Annotated in this window: 21 protein-coding genes and 1 tRNA gene; 16 read left to right on the forward strand and 6 right to left on the reverse strand. The window is 71.4% G+C overall.

Features of this window, described 5'->3' with window-relative positions; all coding sequences use genetic code 11:
• Window positions 1-129: 129 nt before the first annotated feature.
• On the reverse strand, window positions 130-1785 hold the full coding sequence (locus tag ACZ3II_RS07530; protein WP_465516797.1) for a copper resistance CopC/CopD family protein: 1656 nt from the start codon (window positions 1783-1785) through the stop codon (window positions 130-132).
• 65 nt (window positions 1786-1850) lie between these two features.
• On the opposite strand from ACZ3II_RS07530, the gene ACZ3II_RS07535 reads away from it, so the two are divergent.
• The 8 genes from ACZ3II_RS07535 (at window position 1851) to ACZ3II_RS07570 (ending at window position 7174) form a co-directional block, all read left to right on the forward strand.
• A complete protein-coding gene (locus ACZ3II_RS07535) occupies window positions 1851-2399 on the forward strand; it encodes a sigma-70 family RNA polymerase sigma factor (RefSeq protein ID WP_465516798.1) in 549 nt (182 codons plus the stop codon).
• An 86-nt stretch (window positions 2400-2485) separates the two neighbouring features.
• On the forward strand, window positions 2486-2977 hold the full coding sequence (locus tag ACZ3II_RS07540) for a MauE/DoxX family redox-associated membrane protein (RefSeq protein ID WP_465516799.1): 492 nt from the start codon (window positions 2486-2488) through the stop codon (window positions 2975-2977).
• The gene (locus tag ACZ3II_RS07545) at window positions 2974-3720 is read left to right on the forward strand and encodes a DsbA family protein (RefSeq protein WP_465516800.1); all 747 of its coding nucleotides are present in this window, start codon (window positions 2974-2976) and stop codon (window positions 3718-3720) included. The genes ACZ3II_RS07540 and ACZ3II_RS07545 overlap by 4 nt, the downstream gene beginning before the upstream one ends.
• The gene (locus ACZ3II_RS07550; RefSeq protein WP_465516801.1) at window positions 3717-4703 is read left to right on the forward strand and encodes a hypothetical protein; all 987 of its coding nucleotides are present in this window, start codon (window positions 3717-3719) and stop codon (window positions 4701-4703) included. Before ACZ3II_RS07545 ends, ACZ3II_RS07550 begins: the two co-directional genes overlap by 4 nt.
• 182 nt (window positions 4704-4885) lie before the next feature.
• The gene (locus ACZ3II_RS07555) at window positions 4886-5320 is read left to right on the forward strand and encodes an S-adenosylmethionine decarboxylase family protein (RefSeq protein WP_465516802.1); all 435 of its coding nucleotides are present in this window, start codon (window positions 4886-4888) and stop codon (window positions 5318-5320) included.
• A gap of 23 nt (window positions 5321-5343) precedes the next feature.
• The gene (gene bcp, locus ACZ3II_RS07560; RefSeq protein ID WP_465516803.1) at window positions 5344-5820 is read left to right on the forward strand and encodes a thioredoxin-dependent thiol peroxidase; all 477 of its coding nucleotides are present in this window, start codon (window positions 5344-5346) and stop codon (window positions 5818-5820) included.
• A gap of 231 nt (window positions 5821-6051) precedes the next feature.
• Window positions 6052-6900, forward strand: coding sequence for an HNH endonuclease signature motif containing protein (locus ACZ3II_RS07565; protein ID WP_465516804.1), 849 nt, complete (start codon window positions 6052-6054; stop codon window positions 6898-6900).
• 199 nt (window positions 6901-7099) lie between these two features.
• Window positions 7100-7174, forward strand: a tRNA-Leu gene (locus ACZ3II_RS07570).
• Window positions 7175-7231: 57 nt separating this feature from the next.
• On the opposite strand, the gene ACZ3II_RS07575 is transcribed toward ACZ3II_RS07570, so the two are convergent.
• The 3 genes from ACZ3II_RS07575 to ACZ3II_RS07585 form a co-directional block, all read right to left on the reverse strand.
• The gene (locus ACZ3II_RS07575) at window positions 7232-8203 is read right to left on the reverse strand and encodes an expansin EXLX1 family cellulose-binding protein (RefSeq protein WP_465516805.1); all 972 of its coding nucleotides are present in this window, start codon (window positions 8201-8203) and stop codon (window positions 7232-7234) included.
• A 138-nt stretch (window positions 8204-8341) separates the two neighbouring features.
• Entirely contained in the window at window positions 8342-9154 is an 813-nt protein-coding gene (locus ACZ3II_RS07580; protein WP_465516806.1) for an MOSC domain-containing protein, read from the reverse strand.
• Between the two features lie 56 nt (window positions 9155-9210).
• Window positions 9211-10746: an alpha/beta hydrolase gene (locus ACZ3II_RS07585; protein ID WP_465516807.1), complete on the reverse strand. Its 1536-nt coding sequence runs from the start codon at window positions 10744-10746 to the stop codon at window positions 9211-9213.
• Between the two features lie 187 nt (window positions 10747-10933).
• Between ACZ3II_RS07585 and ACZ3II_RS07590 the strand changes: the two genes are divergently transcribed.
• The 8 genes from ACZ3II_RS07590 to ACZ3II_RS07625 all read left to right on the forward strand — a co-directional run bounded on the left by ACZ3II_RS07590 (window position 10934) and on the right by ACZ3II_RS07625 (window position 20495).
• Complete coding sequence (locus tag ACZ3II_RS07590; RefSeq protein ID WP_465516808.1) at window positions 10934-11443, forward strand: YbaK/EbsC family protein; 510 nt, start codon at window positions 10934-10936, stop codon at window positions 11441-11443.
• A 48-nt stretch (window positions 11444-11491) separates the two neighbouring features.
• Window positions 11492-12337, forward strand: coding sequence for a MurR/RpiR family transcriptional regulator (locus tag ACZ3II_RS07595; protein ID WP_465516809.1), 846 nt, complete (start codon window positions 11492-11494; stop codon window positions 12335-12337).
• An 11-nt stretch (window positions 12338-12348) separates the two neighbouring features.
• Window positions 12349-13980 (forward strand): urocanate hydratase, encoded by a 1632-nt coding sequence (hutU, locus tag ACZ3II_RS07600; protein WP_465516810.1) that lies wholly within the window; start codon window positions 12349-12351, stop codon window positions 13978-13980.
• Window positions 13977-15131, forward strand: a complete 1155-nt coding sequence (locus tag ACZ3II_RS07605; RefSeq protein ID WP_465516811.1) for an allantoate amidohydrolase — start codon at window positions 13977-13979, stop codon at window positions 15129-15131. Before hutU ends, ACZ3II_RS07605 begins: the two co-directional genes overlap by 4 nt.
• On the forward strand, window positions 15128-16402 hold the full coding sequence (locus tag ACZ3II_RS07610) for a formimidoylglutamate deiminase (RefSeq protein WP_465516812.1): 1275 nt from the start codon (window positions 15128-15130) through the stop codon (window positions 16400-16402). Before ACZ3II_RS07605 ends, ACZ3II_RS07610 begins: the two co-directional genes overlap by 4 nt.
• Entirely contained in the window at window positions 16399-17583 is a 1185-nt protein-coding gene (gene hutI / locus ACZ3II_RS07615) for an imidazolonepropionase (RefSeq protein ID WP_465516813.1), read from the forward strand. Before ACZ3II_RS07610 ends, hutI begins: the two co-directional genes overlap by 4 nt.
• Window positions 17580-19115, forward strand: coding sequence for a histidine ammonia-lyase (gene hutH / locus ACZ3II_RS07620; RefSeq protein WP_465516814.1), 1536 nt, complete (start codon window positions 17580-17582; stop codon window positions 19113-19115). The genes hutI and hutH overlap by 4 nt, the downstream gene beginning before the upstream one ends.
• A gap of 135 nt (window positions 19116-19250) precedes the next feature.
• Window positions 19251-20495, forward strand: a complete 1245-nt coding sequence (locus ACZ3II_RS07625; protein ID WP_465516815.1) for an alpha/beta fold hydrolase — start codon at window positions 19251-19253, stop codon at window positions 20493-20495.
• Here ACZ3II_RS07625 and rdgB read toward each other — a convergent pair.
• Window positions 20492-21106, reverse strand: coding sequence for an RdgB/HAM1 family non-canonical purine NTP pyrophosphatase (rdgB, locus tag ACZ3II_RS07630; protein ID WP_465516816.1), 615 nt, complete (start codon window positions 21104-21106; stop codon window positions 20492-20494). The two genes, ACZ3II_RS07625 and rdgB, sit on opposite strands and share 4 nt — an antisense overlap.
• Window positions 21103-21831: a ribonuclease PH gene (gene rph, locus ACZ3II_RS07635; RefSeq protein WP_043521931.1), complete on the reverse strand. Its 729-nt coding sequence runs from the start codon at window positions 21829-21831 to the stop codon at window positions 21103-21105. The genes rdgB and rph overlap by 4 nt, the downstream gene beginning before the upstream one ends.
• Between the last annotated feature and the right edge of the window lie 4 nt (window positions 21832-21835).

Below are 21835 nucleotides of genomic sequence, written 5' to 3' on the forward strand. Positions count from 1 at the left end.
CGGGCCGTACTGCGCAGACCATACAGAGGCAAATAACCCCAAAGTGGTCAAACAGGCATGCGTATGCCCGATAGATATGAAAGAGGCCCGGCCCCTTCCGGGCCGGGCCTCTGCGAGGCGAGCGATGCGTCAGGAGATCTTGGCGGTCATGGTCAGGGTGCTCTGGTCGATTTCGCTGGTACGGGCGGTGAACTTGAACGTCCACTCCCCCGCCATCGGCAGCCCGATGTCCCCGATCGCGTGATAGTCGGAGATCCTCAGCAGCGGGATCTCGATCGGCTCGATGCCCTTGGCCGGCAGCGCCGCCGTCGCCTTCCACTCCACGACCGTCTGCGGCTTGCTGTCGGGCGTGTAGGCGTACAGGTGGATCGAATTGTTGCCGACCTTCGCCGGGAAGATGTCCACCTGCAGGGACATCTTCTCCGAGGTCAGGGTCTGGGTCACGTTCGTGCTGACCGGGCCGGTCTCGGCGGCCCGCGCGGTCCGCGGCGGCGGCTCCTGCACCAGGAACGACGTCACCCCGAGCACCACCGCGGTGAGCGCCAGCTCGGCCACCACCACCCGGCGCAGCCGCGACGGGCTCTCCTCGGCGGCCCGGGACGCGACCAGCTTGCGGGACCAGGCGGCGATGCCGATCACCACGGCGGCGATGCCGACCTTGGCCAGGATCATCCTGCCGTAGGTGCTGTTGATCAGACCGTCCAGCGTCGACACCTCGATCAACGCCTGCACCACTCCGGCGAAGATCAGCGCGCCGACCGCGGTCATCGCCCAGCGTGACCAGATCGGCAGGATCGCGCCGAGCTCGCGGGCGTTCGCCCGGGGCAGCAGGAACCCGAAGAGCATCACCAGGCCACCCAGCCAGACCGCCATCGCGGCCAGGTGCAGGGCATCGATCACCACCGACACCCCGGCCACCGGCGACGCGGTCGGATGCCCGGTCAGCGGCCAGGTGGCCAGCGCGGCCACCCCGAGGACGCCGAGCAGCGCCAGGTCCAGCCGGGACTCGCCGCCACCGGTGCCGACCAGCAGCGGGCGCAGCAGGAAGGCGGCGGCCGTCACCACGCCCAGGCGCACCAGCATGACCGCGCCGAAGGTGCTGCCCAGGACGTCCCGGATGTCATTGACGGTGACGTCGAAGAGACCGGTGCCGAGGGTGTACGGGGCCTGCAGCCACAGTCCGAGCAGGGTGCTGCCGGCCACCAGCCCGATGCCGGTCCAGACCACCCGGCCGGGTCCGCGCCGCTCCAGCCGGTGCGGCCACAGCAGCGCGAGGACCAGCACCGGGCCGACCAGGAGCACGAGTCCCACGTACCCCAGGAATTTACCCGCGGGAATGAGCGCGCGGACCACCGGATCCACCGCCACCTCGGCGTCCGAATCAGCCGAAGGCGGGGTCGAGGCGGCGCCCACCGAGTAGGTGACGGTGCCCGCGACCGGATGGCTGTCGGCGGAGGTGACCCGGTAGGTGACCAGGTACGTCCCGCGGCCGCCGCCGTTGCGCAGCGGAACCGTCACGACCGAGCCGCTGACCGACGGGTCACCCTGGTCGGCGCGCGAGCCGTCCGGGGCCAGCACCCGGATCTTGCCCTGGATGAGCTGCACCGACTCACTGAACGTGAGGGTGACCTTGTTCGGCGCGTCCGGGATGGTGGAGCCGTTGTTCGGATCGCTGGCGGTCAGGGCCGCGTGCGCGCTCGCCGGAGCCGGGATCAGCAACGGCCCGAACAATCCGATCAGTAGTCCGGCCAGCACGGCGAGTACCCGGCGTCGGTCAGCGGTCATGACTGGCATCCCTGCATGGTTCCAGATCCCCATTGACGTTGCCTGAGCGCGTACCATGACGCCTCGTGACCGCTGGTGACGCAGAGACGGACGAGACCACCGCGCTGGCCCTGGCCGCCCGCGACGGCGACCCGGCGGCGCAGGCGGCGTTCGTACGCGCCACCCAGGCCGAGGTGTGGCGGTTCACCGCGGCGCTCGTCGACTCCGGCGCCGCCGACGACCTGACCCAGGAGACGTTCCTGCGGGCGTTCCGGGCGCTGGACACCTTCGCCGGCCGGTCCAGCGTCCGCACCTGGCTGCTCGGCATCGCCCGGCGCACCTGCGCCGACCACCTGCGCACGGTGGTCCGCCGCCGCCGGCTCGACGCCCGGCTCGCCGCGCAGGCCGCCACCGAGATGCCCGCCCCCGACCCGGCGCACCGGCTCACCAGCGCCGACCTGCTCAACCGGCTCAGTGACGAGCGCCGCACCGCGTTCCTGCTGACCCAGGTGCTCGGGTTGTCGTACGCCGAAGCCGCCGAGGTCGAATCCGTTCCGGTCGGCACCATCCGCTCCCGGGTGGCCCGGGCCCGCGACGAGCTGATCACCGCGGTGGCCCAGGCCCGGGCGAGCTAGGACCAAAGGCCCATCTTTTTCTCAGTTATCCGGGCCAAGATTGCCGGGAACCGGAACGCACCGGATTCCGACTACCCGAGGTGACCATGGAAACCGCACGGCAGAGCCGGATGGCAGTGGCCTGGCCGTGGGCCGGCACCGCTGCCCGGGTCGCCCTCGCCGCCGTCTGGCTGGTCGCCGGCTCGCTCAAGGTCGGCGACCTGGCCGCCTCGGCCCGCGCCGTCAACGCCTACCAGCTGATGTCCTACGACACCGCCAAGGTGGTCGGCGCGGTCCAGCCGTTCCTGGAGATCGCGCTCGGGCTGCTGCTGCTGATCGGCCTGTCCACCCGGCTGACCGCCGCGATCTCGGCGCTGCTGATGGCCGTCTTCATCGCCGGGATCGCCTCGGCGTGGGCGCGCGGGCTGCGCATCGACTGCGGCTGCTTCAGCTCCGGCGGCGAGCTGGCCGAGGGCGTCGGCACGGCATACGGCGTCGACATCCTGCGTGACCTGGCGTTCCTGGCACTCTCCGGGTTCCTGGTGTGGCGGCCACGCACCCGGTTCTCTCTCGACGGCGTTCTGATGGGGGATCGATGAGCAAGGGCAGCAAGGACCGGGCCGCGAAGGCGCGGCAGATCGTCGCCGAACAGAAGGCGCGGGAGCGCCGCCGTACCGTGACGCTCTGGACCTCCGTCGCTGTGGTCCTCGTCCTCTTCGTCGCCGGCCTGATCGGCTACACCCAGCTCAGCGGCCAGGACGACACCACCGCCGCCGCCACCACGCCCGCCTCGGCCGTCGACGACGGCACCGCGTTCGCCGTCGGCAGCGGCCCGGTCACCGTCGACGTGTACGAGGACTTCATGTGCCCGGCCTGCGGCAGCTTCGAGGAGAACACCGCGCCCACCTTGAAGCAGCTCGCCACCGACGGCAAGATCACCCTGCGGTTCCACCCGGTGGCGATCCTGGACCGGTTCTCCAACGGCACCGCGTACTCGACCCGCGCCGCCGCCGCGTCCGCGGCCGCCGCCGAGGCCGGCAAGTTCGTCGAGTTCCACGACGCGCTCTACGCCAACCGGCCCCAGGAGAACACCGACGGCCTCACCGACGCGGCGATGCTCGAACTCGCCGCCGGCGTCGGCCTGACCAGCGACACTTTCACCACCGCGGTGAACGAGGGAACCTACAAGGCATGGGCGGCGCAGGCGACCGAGAAGTTCGCCGCGAAAGGCTACAACGGCACCCCGACCATCACGGTCAACGGCACGAAGCTGACCGGGCCGAACGACACCGTCCCGGACACCGCCCTGCTCACCGAGACCATCGGCAAGGCGGCCGGGTGAGACGGCTCCTCCTCTGGGCCCTCGCGGTGGCCGGCACGGTTCTCGTGCCGGCCACTCCCGCGTCCGCGCACGTCGGCGACACCGCCTCGGTCAGCGACTACCGGGTCACCGTCACCGGGCTGAGCAGCCCGATGGACGGCCTCACCGTCCGGGTCGTCGAGGGCGGCGCCCGCCTCGAACTCAGCAACACCACCGGCCGCACCATCGAGGTGCTCGGCTACTCCGGCGAGCCGTACCTGGAAGTACGCCCGGACGGCACCTACCAGAACGTGAACTCGCCGGCCACGTACGTCAACGAGACCCTCGGCGGCGAGACGCCCGTCCCGCCCGCCGCGAACCCCACCTCGGCGCCGTCCTGGCGCCGCGTCTCCGGCGACACCACCGTCCGCTGGCACGACCAGCGCATCCTCTGGACCGAACCCGGCCCGCCGCCCGCGGTCACCGCCGCCCCCGATCAGCCGCACCGGATCCGCGAATGGGCCGTGCCGCTGCGCGACCAGGTGCGGACCTTCGACATCCAGGGCACCCTCGACTACGAGCCGCCACCGCTCGCCTGGGCCTGGTGGACCGGCGCCGCACTGCTCGGCGCCGCCGTCACCCTCCTGGCCGCGCGGTGGCCACGGTCCGCCGGCCCGCTCGCGGTCGCCGCGGGTCTCACCACCCTGGGGTACGTCGTGACGACCGCCCTGGACGGCGGCGGCTGGGCCGGCGTACCGATCGTCGCGGGCCTGCTCGCCTGCGCGGCCGCCTACCGCCCGCCGCCGTTCTACCTGACGCTCGCCGGTTTCGTGCTGGCCGCGTTCGCCGGTTTCGGCAGCGCCGACGTCTTCTTCGCCGCCGTCGTCCCGTCCGCCGGCCCCGGCTGGTTCCCCCGGGTCGCGGTCGCCGTCGCGATCGGCGCGGGCGCCGGCCTCGCCCTCACCGGCGTCCTCCGCCTCCGCGCCGCCGTCCCGGCCCCCGCCCCAGAGCCGGCCGGAGGCTGATACTCCGTGCGCAGAACACCTTGCACAATGCCGTCGTTTCCGTTCCGGAACGGCTTTCCGGGCGCGCGATGACCACCCCGGAATAGGCCCGGAAACGGAATCCACGGCGCTCGACAATTGGCACTCCACGTAGCGTGAGGAATTGCTAGCGTACGGTCACCGCAATTGCTCGAGGAGGACCGATGCTCTCGCAACGAAGCGACCATTACGGGGACGAGCTCACACTCCGGCTCTCACGAATCAGCGACACCCGGCTCCTCGACGACGACGCCACCCTCACCCGGTTCATGCACGAGCTGGTCAGCCGCATCGGCATGACGGTGATCGCCGGGCCGCTCGTCGCCACCGAGGCCGGCCCGCCCGAGAAAGCCGGAAAATCAGCCGTCGTCATCCTCGCCGAATCGCACGCCGCCATCCACACCTATCCCCACCTGCGGGAGATCTTCGTCAACGTCTTCTCCTGCAAACCGTTCCGCGAAGCCGACGTGCTCGCCGAATTCCACCGCCTCGTCGGCGACTACGAGATCACCGAACGCGTCCTCACCCGCCGCGGCGAGGAATGGCCCCGCGACCTCACCACCGCACGAACCCTCTGGAGCGGCCGCCGAGCCGCCTGAAGAACCGCACTAATCTCGGTTCCATGACAGACAACGCGCGCCTCAGCGCCGGCGACACCGCGCCCGACTTCACCCTGCCGACCGACACCGGCGACAGCCTCACCCTCAAGGACCTGCGCGGGCGCAAGGTCGTGCTGTACGCGTACCCCGCTGCCATGACACCCGGCTGCACCAAACAAGCCTGCGACTTCCGCGACTCCCTCGCCTCCCTCCAGGCCGCCGGGTACGAGGTCGTCGGCATCTCCCCCGACAAGCCCACCAAGCTCGCCAAGTTCCGCGAGCACGACGCCATCACGTTCCCCCTGGTCAGCGACGAGGACAAGAGCGTGCTGAGCGCCTACGGCGCCTTCGGCGAGAAGCAGCTGTACGGCAAGACCGTCACCGGCGTCATCCGCTCCACCTTCGTCATCGACGAGAACGGCACGATCGAGCGCGCCCTCTACAACGTCAAGGCCACCGGCCACGTCGCCAAACTGCGCCGCGACCTCGGCCTCGACTGAACCGAGCGTCCCGCTGACTGGAAAGGTCAGCGGAAACCCACAACTCCGGGCCGCCACGGCCGATGGGGAGAGCAATCGCAGCCCCCTTTTCCGGCAACGCGCGACCCGGACTCACGGCGGCCGTCATGCGGTACCAACCCGCAAGGCGGCCGCCGTGCACGTTTCATGCAGGATCGCCTATATGACACAAGACTAGTGACACGAGACTAGTTACTTGTGTAAGGTGTTCGCATGCCAAGGGCAAACTACACCGCCGAAGTGCTCACCGCAGCAGCCGCACACTCCACCAGCATCGCCGGGGTGCTACGCGTGCTGGGCCTCCGCCCTGCAGGCGGCACCCACGCACACATCAGCCGACGACTGAAGCAGCTCGGAATCGACACATCGCACTTCACCGGATCCGCCCACAACCGCGGTGATCGCAACGTCTGGAACATGCCTCGGCATGAGAGACTCCGGCAACTCCCGGAAGGCTCTCGTCGAGTTCCAGGGAAACGGTTACGGATGGCCCTCATTGACAACGGCCTGCCCGAACACTGCGCATGGTGCGGTTGCGGGACCACCTACAACAACCGGCCACTGGTCCTGCAGGTCGACCACATCAACGGCGACTTCCTCGACAACCGGCCTGAAAATTTGCGCTTCCTGTGCCCCAACTGTCACAGCCAGACAGCGACCTTCGCCGGCCGCAGCCGGGCCGAACAGCACCCTCCGCCCGCCCAGGCCGACGAAACCGATCCTCTCACCGAGGAGGAGCGCATCGGCATCGTTCGGCAGGTGCGACAAAACCAGCTGAGCGTCACCGACGCTGCTCGTGCACTCGGTTGCCATCACAGTCACGTGAACACGCTGACGCACCGCTTGGCGGCATGGGGCAGCCTCACGCCAGCACCCCGACAGGGCCGGATCTCCACCCTCGACCGAGCCGAAGTCATAGCCTTCGCACAAGCACATCCCTCGTGGGGCGCACGGAAAATAGCCGCGTCTCTCTGCGTCAGGCCCTTACGGCCAATCACCATCTCAGCGACCACTGTCGCGGACATCCTTCGGAAGAGCCGGTCGGCTACCGAGGGCGCCTGACCGAGGAGCAGCGGCACTCCGCGAGCACGCGCCACCGATTCCGGCAACTTGACGTGTCCTGAGACCGGCTACCACTACTTCACCTGCCAAGTCGATGGCGGAGCCGTCGAAGACGATGTCACCCGACCGGGAATCCGTCAGGAAGACGGCTCCCACCTCGACAGGAACCTCGACCGGATGTGTACATTTATGCCTCTGAGGGGCCGTAGCCCAACTGGCAGCAGGCACACGGTTTAGGTCCGTGACAGTGCGGGTTCGAGTCCCGCCGGCCCTACAGGCGGACGGGTAGCCTGCTCGATCAATGACCGAGCAGGCTACCCGTTTCTTCGTCTCAGCAGGAGGATTCGGCGCGCTGGTCGGCGGCGGCCAGGTTGACCAAGGGCTGGTCGGCGGTGGTTTCGGTGGGGGTGGCCGGGGCCGCGGCGCTGGGGGCCGTGGAACCGGACTCCAGGAGCGGGGTTGCCGACGTGGCCGCGGACGGGGTCGAGGCCTTGGGCTTGGCGGTGGGGGCCTTGGTCGTGGCCTTCGCGGCAGCCGTCGGGGTGGTGGCCTTCTCGGCGGTAGCGGTGGTGGAGCCGCCGCTGGTGATGCGGGTGCTGGTCTTCTGGACGGTTCCGGGGGTCAGTTTGATGCCGGAGACGGTGGTCGTGTTGCCGTACACGTCAGTGATCTTGATTTTGAAGGGGCCGGAACCGGCGCCGGAGTCGATCAGCCAGTAGTTGTAGTCGGTGCGGTGGGCGGTCTTGAAGCTGCCGCTGCCGCTGGCGACCGACACCTTCGAGAGCAGGTTGGCGTGGTTGTCGATGCGGGCGGCGAACCAGTACCGGGAGGCGCCTTCCTTGATCCGCACGCTGATGCCGGCGGGGGTGACCGGGTTGGTGACCAGCTTGTACTTGATCGGGATGATGCCGTCGATCTCGGCGCCGATCTTCTTGAACGCGGTGCGGCTCAGGTCGATGTGGCCGGCGGGGCATTCGGGGCAGGAGTCGAAGACCTTGACGCGGACCTTGCCCTTGGGGCCGGTGACGTCGAGGTAGGCGCCGCAGGAGGCGCCTTCGGAGTATTCGGCGGGGCCGAGGGCCACGTACAGGTCGTCGGCGGGGACCTCGAACGAGCAGTTGCCGGAGGTGCCGGCCAGGTCGTAGAAGGTGGCCTTGCCGGTTTTGGCGGTGGTGCTCGGTGGCGCGGCGCACGCGGATCCGCTGTTCTGCAGGAGCATGGCGACGCCGAGGATGCCCGCCAGGACGGCGGCGCCGCCGGCAGCGAGCCATCGGGCGGGGAACTTCGGTCGATGAGCACTCACGACCAGGCATCCTGGTCGTCGCGGCGGGGTGGGGGCAACTCTCCTAAGACTCTCCTAAGACACGGTCACCACCACGAGTGATCGCGCTCCCATGATCGGCCGGAGAGTGACGGTGATCGGTTCGGGGAGGGACGGTGATCAGCCGGGCGGGCTGACCGGGTCGCCGACCCGGATCGTGGTGGTGCGGCCGGCGGGGAGGTCGGGGATGAGGTTGACGGCGAAGAGGAGTCCTTTGCCGACGCGGCGGTGGCTGCCGAGGACGGTGAGCGGCTGCCGGCCGGTTTCGCCGGTCTCCTGGTCGATGGTGGTGACGCGGCAGCGTGCGCAGGCTTTGGCGACCCGGAAGCGCGTTTCGCCGATGTCCAGTGTGTGGCCGATCCACTGGTCCTCGGCCCAGGCGGGTGCGCCGTCGACGACGAGGTTGGGGCGGAAGCGGTGCATGGGTACGGGTTCGTCGCCGGTTTCGGTGAGCCAGTCGTTGACGGCGTCGAGGGAGGCGGTGTTGGCGAGGAGGAGGGGGTAGCCGTCGGCGAGGCTGACGCGGTTGCCGGGTTGGGCGGCGTCGTCGACGGCGCGGGCGGTGGGGTCGGCCTGCCAGACGAGGCGGGCGTCGCGGCCGAGGAAGGCGGAGATCCAGGCGGTGTCGGCGAGGCGGGCGGGGAGGGGGTTCTTGTTGCGGAACACCCGTACTTGGATCTTGACGCCGTCGGTGGGTTCGGTGACGTCGAGTTCGGGCCGGCCGGGGGCGCGGAGGGTCAGGCCGCCGGGGCGGGGGTGGGCGGTGAGCTGGGTGAGGATCGGGGTGTCGCGCTGGGTGATGCCGACGCCGTCGGGGTCGATGATCATCCAGCGGCGGTCGCCGGCGAGGCCCCAGGGTTCGACGCGGGCTTCGTGGTGGTCGAGGCGGTGGCAGCCCTTGACCGGGTACGTGTGCAGCGCCGAGATCCGCATGGCCTCAGACTGCCATGTGCGGACCCGGCTCGCGTACGGGCCGGGTCCGCAGCATGTCAGGCGGCGGGGAAGGGCGCCCGGTCCTGGGCGCAGCGGGTGCCGGCGGCGGGGATCTCGCCGTTGAGCAGGTACCGGGTGTACCAGCCGATGACGCAGGCGCTGAAGCTGCTGGTGTGGCCGAAGCCGTCGAGGGTGAGGAGGCGGGCGTTGCCGAGTTGCCGGGACATCCGGACCCCGAAGGTGTACGGCGTGGCCGGGTCGTAGGTCGGGTTGACCACCAGCACGGTCTGTGCGGTGCGTTTGTTCCACGGTCCGGCGTAGCGCTCGTCGACGGCGGGCCAGTTCGCGCAGCCGGCTTCGCTGAACGCCTCGGCGCGCCCGAAGGTCGGGTGTGCGGTCTCGAAGGCGGCGGCGAGCGGCGGGTAGACGGCGGGGTTGCGGGGCAGTGGCGCGTCGGCGCAGTTGACGGCCCGGAACGCGTCGTAGCTGCCGCGGGAGCTTGTCGCGTACGGGTAGTCACCGGACCGTCCGCGGTTTGGCAGCGTCAGGGTCGCCGGGGTCCGGGCTGTCACCGCGCTCCCGGAGATGACCTGGTGGATGTACTGGAGGGTGCCGGCCAGTTCGGGGAAGTATTCGACGACCTGGAGGGTGTCGGTGACGAACCCGGTCAGCACGTCGATGTCGATCGGGCCGCTGCCGGGGAGTTCGACGGGTCCTTGCCGCAGCCGGTCGCGGATGGTGTCGAACTTGGCGCGGGCGCCGCCGGAGAAGGCGCAGTTCGGCCCGGCCGCGTCGCAGGCGGTGAGGAAGCCGTCGAGGGCGGTCTCGAAGCCGCCGGCGCGTTCGAACTTGTTGGCGATCCGGCGGTTGGTGCGCTGGTCGGGGTCGACGTTGCCGTCGAGGACGAGGGCGCGGATGCGGTCCGGGTAGAGGTTGGCGTAGGTGGCGCCGATGAGGGTGCCGTACGAGTAGCCGATGTAGGTGAGCGTGGTGTCCCCGGCGCCTTGTCGCAGCAGGTCCAGGTCCTTGGCCACGTTGAGCGTGCTCATGTGGGTGAGCAGCGGCCCGGCGTTGCGCTTGCAGCCGTCGGTGTAGTCACGGTGGGCCTGCAGCGTGCCGGTGATCTGCGTGTCGGCCAGGGGCACCGTGGCGATCCGGGCGCGGACCGCGGCGGCCTCGGCGTCGGTGGGGAAGCACCGGACCGGATCGCTGGCACCGACCCCCCGCGGGTCGAAGCCGACGACGTCGAAGCGGTCGAGGACGTCCGGCGCGAGGATGGTGGTGGCGGCCCGGACCGTTTCGCGGCCCAGGTCGCCGGGCCCGCCCGGGTTGACGAAGACGGTGCCGATCTTGCGGGCGGGGTCGCCGGCAGGGCGGCGGGCGAGCGCGACGGTGGTGGTGGCGCCGCCGGGCTGGTCGTGGTCGAGCGGCACCTGGTAGGTGGCGCAGTCGTAGCCGGTGAGGGCGGTCTCGGTGCAGGCGGCCCAGGTGATCGGCGGGGCGGCGGAGGCGGGCGTGGCGGGGGCGGCGAGAGCCGTGACGGCGACGGCGACGGCGACACCGGTCCGGAGGGACAGGGTTCTGGCTGTCATTCCGAGGATTTTCACAGTGGTCGATACGGGTGGGCATCCTGCGACGGGGGGACATTCGCCGGGTGGCGCCTCCGCCTTTGGGAGGAGAAGGCCGCCGCTGCGCGTTGTCCCCGGTCAGGGGCGTGCTTACGATTCGCTGCGGTCAATGGCGACTGTCGTTCCCGTACGTCTTCGAGGGAGTTCCCACGTGTCGTCCGAACGTCCGGCGCGCCGTTCATCGCCGACCATCGAACTGCTCTTCGCACTCCTGGATCGCGGCCGTGCCGCGTACCGGACCATCGATCACGCCGCCGAGGGGAACACCGACCGGGCCAGCCTGCTGCGCGGCCATTCGCCGGCGGAGGCGGCCAAGTGCCTGGTGGTCCGCAGCCGGGTGACCAAACGCCGCTATCGGTACGTGCTCGCGGTCGTGCCCGGCCACCGGCACGTCGACTTCGCCCGGATCACGGCGCTGACCGGGGCCCGCGATGCGATGTTCGCCGACCGGCCGACGGCGGAGCGGCTGTCCGGGGCGGTCAGTGGCGCGATCGTCCCGTTCGCCTTCGATCCGCGGCTGGAGCTGTTCGCCGATCCGGAGATCTGTGCGCATCCGGAGCTGTTCTTCAACGCGGCGACCCTGGAGCGCTCGATCGCTCTACGGACCGAGGACTATCTGCGGCTGGCCCGCCCGACTCTGCATCCGATCACCCAGGCGTGAGCCCGGGACTCCTGGCTTTCTGAAAGATTTTATGCATAAGCTGACCGCGTGAATGACGATGCGGTCAGGACGGCGGGGCGCGTGCTGGATCTCTTCCAGGGCGCGCGCCTCACCCCCACCCAGCGGCGGATCGCGCACAGCCTGGTGGAACACGCGGCGAAGGCGGCCTATCTGTCCGCCGCCGAGGTCGCCGAGCTGGCCGGGGTCAGTCAGCCGTCGGTGACCCGGTTCGCGATGGCGCTCGGCTGGTCCGGATACCCGGCGCTGCGACGGGAGCTGCGGGCGCTGACCACCGGCGAGCCGGACGAGCCGGCGGAGCAGAACGCGATGCAGAGCGCGGTGCACGCCGAGACGGAGCACCTGCGGCGGGTCGCGGAGCAACTTCACGAGCTTGACGACGTACGCCGGGCAGCCGGCCTGCTGATCAAGAGCCGCCCGCTGCCCGTGCTGGGCCTGCGGGCCGCCGCACCGCTCGCGGCCTACTTCGGGTACTTCGCCGCGAAGGTGTTCCCCGGCGTGCGGGTGCTCGACGGCGGTGGCACGAGCCTGCTGGACCGGCTCGATCAGGCCCGGGCGGACGGCGCCGGTGCGATGCTGGCCATCGTGCTCCCCCGCTATCCGCGTGAGTCGGTGGAGGCCGTTCGCGAGGCGAAGGCGGCCGGGCTCTCGGTGGTCGCGATCACCGACTCGGCGGTCAGCCCGGTGGCCGAGCACGCCGACGTGGTGCTGCCCGCCGCGGTCGGCACCCAGCTCGTCTTCGACCTGCACACCGGCCCGATGGCGATGGCCATGGTGCTGCTGCAGGCGATGTGTGACGCGGCCCCGGAGCCGGTGCAGCGCCGTCTCGAGGAGTTCGAGGCGACAGCCGCTCGCCGGCACATCTTCATGGCCTGAGGGAGGAAACGATGTCGGAGATCAGGGCGCCGCGCGGTACGGCGTACACCGCGCAGGGCTGGCCGCAAGAGGCCGCCAAGCGCATGCTGATGAACAACCTGGACCCGGAGGTGGCCGAGAGGCCGCAGGATCTCGTGGTGTACGGCGGCACCGGCCGGGCCGCCCGGGACTGGCCCTCGTTCCACGCGATCGTCCGGGAGCTGGACGAGTTGCGGGGTGACGAGACGCTTCTGGTGCAGTCCGGCAAACCGGTCGGCGTGCTGCGCACCCATGAGTGGGCGCCGCGGGTGCTGATCGCGAACTCGAACCTGGTCGGCGACTGGGCGACCTGGCCGGAGTTCCGCCGCCTGGAGCAGCTCGGCCTCACCATGTACGGGCAGATGACGGCCGGTTCGTGGATCTACATCGGGACGCAGGGGATCCTGCAGGGCACGTACGAGACGTTCGCCGCGGTGGCCGCCAAGCGGTTCGGCGGCGACCTGGCCGGAACGCTGACCCTGACCGGCGGGTGCGGCGGGATGGGCGGGGCACAGCCGCTGGCCGTGACCATGAACGGTGGGGTCTGCCTGGTCGTGGACGTGGACCGGACCCGTCTGCAGCGCCGCGTCGACACCCGTTATCTCGATGTCATCGCGGACAGTCTGGACGAGTCCGTGACCCTCGCGATGAAAGCGAAGCAGGAACGCCGCGCGCTGAGTGTCGGCGTCGTCGGCAACGCCGCGGAGGTCTTCCCGGCGCTGCTCCGCAACGGCGTCGCGATCGACATCGTCACTGACCAGACCAGCGCCCATGACCCGCTGAGCTATCTGCCGATCGGGGTCGCGCTGGAGGACATGGCCGACTACGCCCGGAAGAATCCGGACGAGTTCACCGAGCAGTCCCGGGACAGCATGGCCAAGCAGGTCGAGGCCATGGTCGGGTTCCAGGACGCCGGGGCCGAGGTGTTCGACTACGGCAACTCGATCCGGGGCGAGGCGAAACTCGCCGGCTACCAGCGGGCCTTCGACTTCCCCGGGTTCGTCCCCGCGTACATCCGCCCGCTCTTCGCCGAAGGCAAGGGCCCGTTCCGGTGGGCGGCGCTCTCCGGCGACCCGGCCGACATCGCCGCCACCGACCGCGCGGTCCTCGACCTGTTCCCGGAGAACGAGCCGCTCGCCCGGTGGATCCGGATGGCCGGCGAGCGGGTCGCCTTCCAGGGGCTGCCGGCCCGGATCTGCTGGCTGGGGTACGGCGAACGCGACGTCGCCGGGGTCCGCTTCAACGACATGGTCGCGCGCGGCGAGGTGAGCGCGCCCCTGGTGATCGGCCGGGACCACCTGGACTCCGGGTCGGTGGCGTCGCCGTACCGGGAGACCGAGGCGATGCTCGACGGCTCCGACGCGATCGCCGACTGGCCGCTGCTGAACGCGCTGGTGAACACGGCGTCCGGGGCGAGCTGGGTGTCGATCCACCACGGCGGCGGGGTCGGTATCGGCCGCAGCATCCACGCCGGCCAGGTATGTGTGGCCGACGGGACCGCGCTGGCCGGGCAGAAGATCGAGCGGGTGCTGACGAACGACCCGGCGATGGGGGTGCTGCGGCACGTCGACGCGGGGTACGAGTCGCGGTCGGCCGGTGGCGTGCACATCCCGATGTCGTCATGAGCGAGTTCGCGAAGCTGTGGGCGGAGATCGCGCCGGTCGGGCGGGTGGACGGGGGCGGGTACCTGCGGTTCGCGCTGACCGAGCCGGAGCTGACGTTGCGGGACTGGTTCCGGGCGCAGGCCGGCGTCCGGGACATGACGGTGACCGAGGACGGCAACGGGAACCTGTTCGCGTGGCGGGGTGAGCCGTGGGCGCCGGGGACGGTGCTGACGGGGTCGCATTTCGACTCGGTGCCGTACGGCGGTGGTTACGACGGGCCGCTGGGGATCGTGAGCGCGTTCCTGGCCGCCGATCGCCTGCCGCGTGAGCAAAAAGTCGGAATTGCGGCATTTGTCGAGGAGGAGGGCGGGCGGTTCGGCGTACCGTGCCTGGGGTCTCGCCTTATGACCGGCACTGTCACCCCGTCGAAGGCCGCCTCCCTGAAAGACCGGGACGGGATCACCTTCGGGGAGGCGCTCGGCGCCGCGCCGTCTGGATCTATCGAACAAGTGGCGAATATCGCCGCTTACGTCGAGCTGCACATCGAGCAAGGGCGAGCCCTGGAGACGGCGGTCGGGGTCGGGAGCGCGATCTGGCCGCACGGCCGCTGGCGGATGGACTTCACCGGCGTCGGCGACCACGCCGGGACCACCCGGATGGCCGACCGGCACGACCCGATGCTGACCTTCGCGCACACCGTGCTCACCGCCAACGAGCAGGCGATCCGGGAAGGCGCCCACGCCACGATGGGCCGCGTCCAGGTCGAACCGAACGCCACCAACGCCATCCCGTCGCTGGTCCGCGGCTGGCTGGACGCCCGCGCCGCCGACACCGCGACGCTGGACCGGCTGGTGGACGCGGTGGTGCGGGAGGCCACCGACCGGGCGGGCCGGGACGGAACCGCACTGGCGGTGACGGCCGAGTCGGTGACCGGCGAGGTGGCGTTCGACACCGCGCTGGCCGGTCGGCTGTCCGCGCTGCTGGGCGACGCGCCGATCCTGCCGACCCAGGCCGGGCACGACGCCGGGGTGCTGTCGGCGCACGTGCCGACCGCGATGCTGTTCGTGCGCAACCCGACCGGGGTGTCGCACGCCCCCGCCGAGCACGCCTCCGACGCCGACTGTGAGGCCGGTGTGGAGGCCCTGGCCACGGTGCTGGAGGCGCTCGGATGAGGTTCTTCGCGCGGCACGCGTGGGTCGGTGGCCGGATCGAGGACGACGTGCTGATCGAGATCGCGGACGGCAGGTTCGCCGCGGTGACGCCGGGCGCGCGGGGCGACGGCGAGACACTGCCCGGCGTGGTGCTGCCCGGTTTGGCGAACGCGCACTCGCACGCGTTCCATCGGGTGCTGCGAGGGCGTACGCACCTGGGCCGGGGCAGTTTCTGGACCTGGCGGGAGCAGATGTACGCGGCCGCCGACACCCTCGACCCGGACTCCTACCTGGCCCTGGCGCGGGCCGTCTACGCCGAGATGGCACTGGCCGGGATCACCTGCGTGGGCGAGTTCCACTACCTGCACCACGGTCCCGGCGGCACGCGTTACGACGACCCGAACGCGATGGGGGCCGCGCTGATCCGGGCCGCCGACGAGGCCGGGATCCGGATCACCCTGCTCGACACGCTGTACCTGACCGCCGGCGTGGACGGGACACCGTTGCACGGCGTGCAGGAACGGTTCGGCGACGGTGACGCGGCGGCCTGGGCGGACCGGGTGGACCGGCTCACCGCGGGCGGCCACGCCCGGATCGGGGCGGCCATCCATTCGGTACGGGCGGTGCCCGCCGATCAGCTCGGCCAGCTGGCCGGCCGTGGCCCGCTGCATGTGCACCTCTCCGAACAGCGCGCCGAGAACGAGCAGTGCCGGGCCGTGCACGGCTGCACGCCGGCCGAGCTGCTGGACCGGCACGGCGTCCTCGGGCCGGGCACCACCGCCGTGCACGCCACCCACCTCACCGACGGCGACGTGAAGCTGCTCGGCGACAGCGGCGCCGGCGTCTGCCTCTGCCCGACCACCGAACGGGACCTGGCCGACGGCATCGGCCCGGCCGGGCGGCTCGCCGGCGCGGGCGTGCCGCTGAGCCTGGGCAGCGACAGTCACGCGGTGATCGACCCGTTCGAGGAGATCCGCGGGCTGGAGATGCACGAGCGGCTGGCCACCGAGAGCCGCGGCCACTTCCCGGTGCCGGCGCTGGTCGCGGCGGCGGCCAATCACGCGGCGCTGGGCTGGGACGACGCGGGCGGTATCGCGCCCGGCTTGCGGGCCGATCTGGTCGCGGTTGCTCTGGACAGCGTACGGACCACCGGCGCCCGTCCCGACCAGGCGATCTTCGCGGCGACCGGGGCCGACGTCACGCACGTGATCTCCGGGGGCCGGCGGATCGTCGCCGACGGCAGGCACACCCTCGTCGACGTGCCCCGCGAGCTGGCGAAGGTCCTCTCATGAGCATCCTGATCACCGACATCGGTGAGCTGTTCACCAACGACCACGGACTCGGGATCCGGCGGGACATGGCGGTCGTGGCGGAGGACGGGCGGATCGCCTGGATCGGCCCGGCGGCCTCGGCTCCGGCGGCCGACACGATGCTGGACGCGGGCGGGGCGGCGGTGCTGCCCGGCTTCGTCGACAGCCACGCCCACCTGGTCTTCGCCGGGGACCGGGCCGCCGAGTTCTCGGCCCGGATGGCGGGCGAGCCGTACACCGGCGGCGGGATCCGCACCACCGTCGAGGCGACCCGGGCGGCCACCGACGACGAGCTGCGCCGGTCCACCGCCCGGCTGGTCGGCGAGGCGCGGCGGCAGGGCACCACCACTGTCGAGATCAAGTCGGGGTACGGGCTGAACGTCGCCGACGAGGCCCGGTCCCTGCGGATCGCTGCCGAGTTCACCAGCGAGACGACGTTCCTCGGGGCGCATGTGGTGCCGGCCGAGTTCAAGGACGACCCGTGGGCGTACGTCGCCCTGGTCACCGGCCCGATGCTGAACGCGGTGAAACCGTACGCCCGCTGGATCGACGTGTTCTGCGAGACCGGCGCCTTCGACTCCGACCAGGCCCGGACCGTTCTCGCCGCCGGGCAGGCCGCCGGGCTCGGGCTGCGGGTGCACGGCAACCAGCTCGGCCCCGGTCCCGGTGTCCAGCTGGCCGTGGAGATGGGCGCGGCCAGCGTCGACCACTGCACCCACCTCACCGACGACGACGTGGACGCCCTCGCCTCCACGGTGATCGACTGCATGTGCCACTGCGACCGGGCGTCCGGCACGGTCGCCACCCTGCTGCCGGGCGCGGAGTTCTCCACCCGGTCGCCGTACCCGGACGCCCGGCGGCTGCTCGGCGCGGGCGTCACCGTGGCGCTGGCGACCGACTGCAACCCCGGGTCGTCGTACACGTCCTCGATGCCGTTCTGCATCGCGGTGGCCGTACGCGAGATGGGTCTCACCCCGAGCGAAGCGGTCACGGCAGCCACCGCGGGTGGCGCGCACGCCCTGCGCCGCACCGACATCGGCCGGATCTCGGTCGGCGCCCGCGCCGACCTGATCGTCCTGGACGCCCCCTCCCACCTGCACCTGGCCTACCGGCCCGGTGTGCCCCTGATCCGAACCGTTCTGCACGACGGAGTGCCGCAATGATCGTGACCGTTCAGCCCACCGGGGTCTCCCCCGCCGACGTCCTCGCCGTGGCCCGCGGCACCGCACATGTCGAGATCTCGGCAGCCGCCGTCGAGGCGATGGCCGTCAGCCGGGCCATCGTCGACGGCATCGAGGCATCCGGGCGGCCCGTCTACGGCGTCTCCACCGGTTTCGGCGCGCTCGCCGGCACGTCGATCGCCCCGTCCCGGCGGGCCGAGCTGCAGCACGCGCTGATCCGCTCGCACGCCGCCGGGATCGGCGCGCCGATGCCACGCGAGGTGGTCCGGGCGATGATCCTGCTGCGGGTCCGGTCGCTGGCGCTGGGCCGCTCCGGGGTCCGCCCGGAACTCGCGCAGGGCCTCGTCGACCTGCTCAACCACGACATCACGCCATGGGTGCCGGAACACGGCTCGCTCGGCGCCTCCGGCGACCTGGCGCCGCTCGCGCACTGCGCGCTGGTGCTGCTCGGCGAAGGTTGGGTGCTCGCCAAGGACGGCTCCCGGATCGCCGGGGCGGAGGCGCTGCGCGGGGCCGGGCTACGGCCGCTGGACCTGGCCGCCAAGGAGGGCCTGGCGCTGATCAACGGCACCGACGGCATGCTCGGCATGCTGCTGCTGGCGATCGCCGACGCCCGCCATCTGTTCGCCATGGCCGATGTGACGGCGGCCCTCGCGATCGAGGCGATGCTCGGCTCGGACCGCCCGTTCCTGCCCGAACTGCACGACATCCGCCCGCACCCCGGCCAGGCCGCGTCCGCCGCGAACATCCACCGGCTGCTGCAGGACTCGCCGATCATGGACTCGCACCGGGACGACCTGGCGCACGCGGTGCAGGACGCGTACTCGATGCGCTGCGCCCCGCAGGTCGCCGGCGCGGCCCGGGACACCCTCGACTTCGTCTCCGTCACCTGCGGCCGGGAGCTGGTGTCGGTGGTCGACAACCCGGTGGTGCTGCCGGACGGCCGGGTCGAGTCGACCGGCAACTTCCACGGCGCGCCGCTCGGTTTCGCCGCCGACTTCCTGGCCATCGCCGCCGCCGAGGTCGGCGCGATCGCCGAACGCCGGGTCGACCGGCTCCTCGACGTGACCCGCTCCCGGGACCTGCCGCCGTTCCTGTCCCCCGACGCCGGGGTCAACTCGGGCCTGATGATCGCCCAGTACACGGCGGCCGGCATCGTCGCGGAGAACCGGCGGCTCGCCTCCCCCGCCTCGGTCGACTCGCTGCCGACCAGCGGCATGCAGGAGGATCACGTGTCGATGGGCTGGGCGGCGGCCAAGAAGCTGCGGACCGTCCTGGACAACCTGACCAGCCTGCTCGCCGTCGAACTGCTCGCCGCGGTCCGTGGCCTGCAGCTGCGCGCCCCGCTCACCCCGTCCCCGGCCGGCCGGGCAGCGGTGGCCGCGGTCGAGCCGTTCGCCGGCGTCCCCGGCCCCGATCTGTTCCTCGCCCCGATCCTGGAACAGGCCCGCGCGGTGGTCGCCGGCCCGTCCCTGCGCGCCACCATCGAGGCCACTACCGGCCCCCTCCGCTAGCTTTCCCGCGTGTTGAGTTCGGCCGTCCTACGCGCCCCAACTCAACACACCAACGTCGACTTCCTCGCGTGTTGAGTTCGGCCGTCCTACGCGCCCGAACTCAACACACCGGGGTCGATGCGGGAGGCTCGGGGGATGATTCATCGTCACTCCGGGCTCGTGTTCGCCGGGCACACCCTCGCCGTACCCCTGGACCATCGGAAGCCGGACGGGCCGCGGATCGAGATCTTCGCGCGGGAGGTGCGGGCGAACGATCCGGCGGCCGAAGGCCGGCCGTTCCTGCTCTACCTGCAGGGCGGGCCGGGACACCGGGCGCCGCGGGAGCTGCCGGTGTGGCTGCGCCGGGCGGTCCGCGACTACCGGGTGGTGCTGCTCGACCAGCGTGGCACCGGCCGCAGCACTCCCCTCACCCGGCAGACCCTGGCCCGCGTCGACGACCCGGCGGGGTACCTGGCGCACTTCCGGGCGGACAGCATCGTGGCCGACGCCGAGCTGCTACGGGCGCACCTGGCCGGGGACCGGCAGTGGAGCGTGCTGGGGCAGAGTTTCGGCGGGTTCTGCGCGGTCTCGTACCTCAGCTTCGCCCCGCACGGGCTGCGCGAAGTGATCATCACGGGTGGGCTGCCGGGGCTGACCGCGACCGCGGAGGACGTCTACCGGGCCGCCTATCCGCGGGTGCTGGCGCACAACGAGCGGTACTACGCGCGGTACCCGGAGGACGAGGCGGTGGCCCGGCGGGTCGTCGACGCGCTGCGGGAGCAGGACGCCCGGCTGCCCGGCGGGGACCGGCTCACCCCGCGCCGGTTCCAGACGCTCGGCATCCACCTCGGCTCGAACGCCCGCTTCGACTTGCTGCACCACCTCCTGGAGGAGGCGTTCGCCGGGCCGGACCTGTCCGAGGTGTTCCTGCGCCGGGTGGACGCGGCGATCTCGTTCGCCGAGTTCCCGCTGTTCGCGATCGTGCACGAGGCGATCTACGGCCAGGGCGCGGCGACCGGGTGGGCGGCGCACCGGGTCCGTGCCGAGTTCCCGGCGTTCGACGTGGACGCGGGCGGGCCGGTCCGGTTCACCGGGGAGATGATCTACCCCTGGCTGTTCGAGGAGGATCCGGCGCTGGTCCCGCTCGCCGGCGCGGCGGACCGGCTGGCCGCCAAGGACGACTGGCCGGCCCTGTACGACCCGGCGCGGCTGGCCACCAACGAGGTGCCGGTGGTGGCCGCCGTCTACCACGACGACATGTACGTGGACCGGGACATGTCACTGGCCACCGCGTCCTCGATCAGGAACCTGCGTCAGTGGGTGACCAGCGAGTACGCCCACGACGGTCTCGGACGCTCCGAACGCGTCCTCGACCATCTGCTGACGCTGCTGAAGGACTAGCGGGGCAGTTCCTTGGCGATGACCTTGGACAGCTCGCGGAAGGCCTTGCCGCGGTGGCTGATGGCATCCTTCTCGGCGGGGGCGAGCTCGGCGTTCGTACGATCCTGGCCGTCCCCGAGGAAGATCGGGTCGTAACCGAAACCGCCCTCGCCGCGCCGGCTGCGCAGCAGGCGCCCGGTCTGCCGGCCCTCCACCAGGTGCTCGCGCCCGTTCGGCAGGACCAGCGCGGCCGCGCACACGAACGCCCCGCCCCGCTGCTCGTCGGCGACGTCGCTGATCTGGGCCAGCACCAGGTCCAGGTTGGCCGCGTCGTCGCCGTGCTTGCCGGACCAGCGGGCGCTGAACACGCCGGGCATGCCGTTGAGCGCGTCGACGGCGATGCCGGAGTCGTCGGCCACCGTCGGCAGGCCGGTCCGTTTCGCGCCCTCCCGGGCCTTGATCAGCGCGTTCTCGCCGAAGGTGAGGCCGGTCTCGGGGACGTCCGGATAGCCCGGGAAGTCACCGAGGCCGACCAGCTCGACCTGGCTGCGGCCGAGCGCCGCGTCCAGGATCCGCTGCAGCTCGACCAGCTTCTTCGTGTTCCCCGTCGCGAGCAGCAGACGCGCGCTCACGAGGAGAGGGCCTTCTGCTGCGCGGCGGCCAGCTCGGCGCACCCGAGCACACCGAGATCGAGCATGGCGTCCAGCTGAGCCCTGCGGAACACGCCGTTCTCCCCCGTCCCCTGCACCTCGACGAAGTCGCCCTCGCCGGTGCACACCACGTTCATGTCGACGCCGGCGGCGACGTCCTCCTCGTAGTTCAGGTCGAGCCGCGCCTCGCCGTCGAAGATCCCGACGCTGACCGCCTGGATCGAGGTGTGCAGCACCTTCTCCACCTTGCCCGCGAGCGCCTTGCGCGACGCCAGCCAGGTGACCGCGTCGTGCAGTGCCACGTAGGCGCCGGTGATCGCGGCGGTCCGGGTGCCGCCGTCGGCCTGCAGCACGTCACAGTCGAGCACGATCGAGTTCTCGCCGAGCGCCTTCAGGTCGATGCAGGCCCGCAGGCTGCGGCCGATCAGCCGGGAGATCTCCTGGGTGCGGCCGCCGACCTTGCCCTTGACGCTCTCCCGGTCGCCGCGGGTGTTGGTGGCCCGGGGCAGCATCGCGTACTCCGCGGTGACCCAGCCGAGGCCGGATCCCTTGCGCCAGCGGGGCACCCCCTCGGTGACGCTCGCGGTGCACAGCACCCGGGTGTTGCCGAACTCCACCAGCACCGAGCCTTCGGGGTGGATGCTCCAGTGCCGGGTCAGGGTCACCGGTCGCAGCTGGTCGGCCGTTCGGCCGTCGGGACGCGCCATGCCC

It is taken from the genome of Actinoplanes sp. NPDC019969 (assembly GCF_055562375.1).

Bases quoted from the DNA above. Each gene is read 5' to 3' on its own strand.
- hutU (WP_465516810.1), top strand. From the start codon at position 12,349: ATGTCGGAGATCAGGGCGCCGCGCGGTACGGCGTACACCGCGCAGGGC.
- ACZ3II_RS07605 (WP_465516811.1), top strand. From the start codon at position 13,977: ATGAGCGAGTTCGCGAAGCTGTGGGCGGAGATCGCGCCGGTCGGGCGG.
- ACZ3II_RS07610 (WP_465516812.1), top strand. From the start codon at position 15,128: ATGAGGTTCTTCGCGCGGCACGCGTGGGTCGGTGGCCGGATCGAGGAC.
- bcp (WP_465516803.1), top strand. From the start codon at position 5,344: ATGACAGACAACGCGCGCCTCAGCGCCGGCGACACCGCGCCCGACTTC.
- ACZ3II_RS07545 (WP_465516800.1), top strand. From the start codon at position 2,974: ATGAGCAAGGGCAGCAAGGACCGGGCCGCGAAGGCGCGGCAGATCGTC.
- ACZ3II_RS07540 (WP_465516799.1), top strand. From the start codon at position 2,486: ATGGAAACCGCACGGCAGAGCCGGATGGCAGTGGCCTGGCCGTGGGCC.
- ACZ3II_RS07565 (WP_465516804.1), top strand. From the start codon at position 6,052: ATGCCAAGGGCAAACTACACCGCCGAAGTGCTCACCGCAGCAGCCGCA.
- ACZ3II_RS07555 (WP_465516802.1), top strand. From the start codon at position 4,886: ATGCTCTCGCAACGAAGCGACCATTACGGGGACGAGCTCACACTCCGG.
- rph (WP_043521931.1), bottom strand. From the start codon at position 21,831: ATGGCGCGTCCCGACGGCCGAACGGCCGACCAGCTGCGACCGGTGACC.
- hutH (WP_465516814.1), top strand. From the start codon at position 17,580: ATGATCGTGACCGTTCAGCCCACCGGGGTCTCCCCCGCCGACGTCCTC.
- ACZ3II_RS07585 (WP_465516807.1), bottom strand. From the start codon at position 10,746: ATGACAGCCAGAACCCTGTCCCTCCGGACCGGTGTCGCCGTCGCCGTC.
- ACZ3II_RS07580 (WP_465516806.1), bottom strand. From the start codon at position 9,154: ATGCGGATCTCGGCGCTGCACACGTACCCGGTCAAGGGCTGCCACCGC.
- ACZ3II_RS07530 (WP_465516797.1), bottom strand. From the start codon at position 1,785: ATGACCGCTGACCGACGCCGGGTACTCGCCGTGCTGGCCGGACTACTG.
- hutI (WP_465516813.1), top strand. From the start codon at position 16,399: ATGAGCATCCTGATCACCGACATCGGTGAGCTGTTCACCAACGACCAC.
- ACZ3II_RS07625 (WP_465516815.1), top strand. From the start codon at position 19,251: ATGATTCATCGTCACTCCGGGCTCGTGTTCGCCGGGCACACCCTCGCC.